Source organism: Acidovorax sp. SRB_24, from assembly GCF_012931925.1.
In genome coordinates this window covers 1-2,292 of sequence record NZ_MWOM01000010.1, presented here as the reverse complement: position 1 = coordinate 2,292, position 2,292 = coordinate 1, and the positions used below count along the sequence as shown (strand labels likewise).

At 59.0% G+C, this 2,292-nt stretch carries 4 protein-coding genes; 1 reads left to right on the top strand and 3 read right to left on the bottom strand.

The genetic code is table 11. The features are described 5' to 3' along the window. Window positions 1–36 precede the first annotated feature (36 nt). On the top strand, window positions 37–348 hold the full coding sequence (locus B2J89_RS05165) for a DUF72 domain-containing protein (RefSeq protein WP_256368832.1): 312 nt from the start codon (window positions 37–39) through the stop codon (window positions 346–348). Between the two features lie 69 nt (window positions 349–417). Here B2J89_RS05165 and B2J89_RS05160 read toward each other — a convergent pair whose 3' ends face one another. The 3 genes from B2J89_RS05160 to B2J89_RS05150 form a co-directional block, all read right to left on the bottom strand. Next, entirely contained in the window at window positions 418–666 is a 249-nt protein-coding gene (locus B2J89_RS05160) for a hypothetical protein (RefSeq protein WP_169168162.1), read from the bottom strand. A gap of 356 nt (window positions 667–1,022) precedes the next feature. Continuing rightward, window positions 1,023–2,018, bottom strand: coding sequence for a tripartite tricarboxylate transporter substrate binding protein (locus tag B2J89_RS05155; protein WP_169168161.1), 996 nt, complete (start codon window positions 2,016–2,018; stop codon window positions 1,023–1,025). A 96-nt stretch (window positions 2,019–2,114) separates the two neighbouring features. Beyond that, window positions 2,115–2,292: FAD-binding protein (locus tag B2J89_RS05150; RefSeq protein WP_205763720.1), on the bottom strand; the 178-nt coding region annotated here is incomplete at its 5' end.

Here is a 2,292-nt window from a genome sequence, read left to right as displayed (position 1 = left end):
TCAGGATGAGTTCGCGCAGGCACGCTCGAGCGCGAGCTGGGCGAGGCGCATGTGATCGTCGATTCACCCGAGGTCGATATGGCCAACCGCGTGCCCGCCGTCTGGGACATCACGAGCACGCGCCTGGCGATCCTGCGCTTGCACGGGCGCAACCGCGAAAAGTGGAATGTGAAGGGGCCTGCGGCCTCGGACCGCTTCAATTACGACTACTCGACAGAGGAGCTGCAAGGGTTCGCGTCGGACGCCTGGCGCATTGCGCGCCGCGTCGAGATGATGCAGATCGTTTTCAACAACAACTACGAAGACCAAGGCCAGCGCAACGCGGCTGAGCTGATGGCGCTGCTGTGATTCGTGCGGGCGAGGGCGCTGCTGCGGTTGGCGCCGGTAGGGTGTTTGAGGACGGTCCTATGCGCGCAGTCACAAGGCCGACTTCTCTTCAGCGCTGCGCTTGGCATTGACTTGGCTCGCAGTCTCCGCCAGCAAGGCTGCGTGGCCCTTGTCAGTGATGGCATGCACTCTCGCGTGACCACCTTCTTGGTCTGGAATCTGTGCCTCGACCATGCCGGCGGCTCTCAAAACCCGCAACAGATCAATTTTTGCTTGGTCAGTGACGTCAAGGGGGAGCGGCGCATCCGAGGCCAGTTGTTGCAGGTACTCGATTACCATGGATGGCTCCTGTTTGGGCGGGATTTATTCTGGTGCGGACCCCAAGGGATTCCAATAGCAAACTGGAGAAGTAGCCAACACCTGGGCCCTCAACAGTTGGACTGCTTGCAACTTGCAGGCACCGAATGTTGCACGCTTCTAAATTCAGGGGGCCACGAGCGCCTCTAACGCTTGCGAGTTGGCAAGGCTGAGCTAGGATCATCCTGTAACCAAAGAGAAATCACAGTGCTCACGTCTGTTTTCGCATGGTTTGTTACTCCACCGACGCGCCTCTTGGCATTAGGGCGCTGGGTCTCAGGTGTAGGGATGGCGCTGCTGGTCTTCGGCGTGAAATGACGGACGAGAATTAGCGAAGATCAATCAACTCGTATTTTTGACGACTGCACAACTTTCCTCCATTTGGCGACTTCTCCTTTAAAAAAGGCGTCAAACTCATCAGGCGTTGTCTGAACCGGCTCAGCGCCAAGTTGCAATAGTTTTTCACTTACGTGTGCATCCTTGACCGCTTCGCTCATCTCCACGTTCAGCCGCGAAATAATGTCTCGCGGAACGCCTTGGGGAGCGAACAACCCGAACCAGGCGGTCGCATCAAAACCCGTAACGCCACTTTCGTTCAATGTGGGGATTTCCGGGGCGACCAGAGAACGTTTGCGGGTGCTCACAGCCAGGGCCCTGAGTTTTCCAGCCTTCACCAGCGGCAGCGTCGTGATGATATTGTCGAAAGTCAATGACACCTGGTTACCCAGCACATCGTTCATCGCCGGAGCCGCACCCTTATATGGAATATGGGTCAGCGTAATGCCGGCGGTACTGGCCAGCAGCTCCGTGAAAAGATGCGAGCCGGAACCATTGCCCGCGGTGGCGTAGTTTATTTCTCCGGACCTCGCGCCCGCGGTAGCGCGGGCTGCATCAAGCAGGTCTTTGACCGTCATGTACGGTGATTTTGGATTGACCACCAGAAGGAATGGCGTCGATGAAATCATCCCGATCGCGCGCAAATCCTTGACGGGGTCATAGCTCATCTTGGGATAGAGGCTGGGGTTGACCGACAGCGAAATGGTCCCCAGCAGCAGCGTGTAGCCATCGGGTGCGGCCTTCGCCACCGCGTCGGCACCCAGGTTGCCTGCGCTGCCCGGGCGATTTTCAATCACGACGGGCTGGCCCAGACGCTCCGACAGCTTCTGCCCGACGATGCGCGCCGCCACATCCGAAGCGCCCCCTGCCGGGTAACCGACGATGATCTTGATTGGCTTGCTCGGCCAGGCCGATTGCGCCAGCGACGGCAAGGCCGCGCTGGCCAGGGCGGCGGTGGCGGCCTGCACCAGGGTGCGGCGGGAAAGGTCCATGCTCATGGGGATTGTCTCCGGTTTGTTTTTGGATTGAAAGTGGCTCAGACGCTTATCAGACAAGCGCTAACTGCTCTTTTATTTATAGCGCCTGAATGGATTTCAAAGCGCCTTGACCAGTTCCGGCACGGCCGCAAACAGGTCGGCTTCCAGGCCGTAGTCGGCCACGCTGAAGATCGGCGCCTCGGCGTCCTTGTTGATCGCCACGATCACCTTGGAGTCCTTCATGCCCGCCAGGTGCTGGATCGCCCCCGAGATGCCCACGGCCACGTACAGCTCG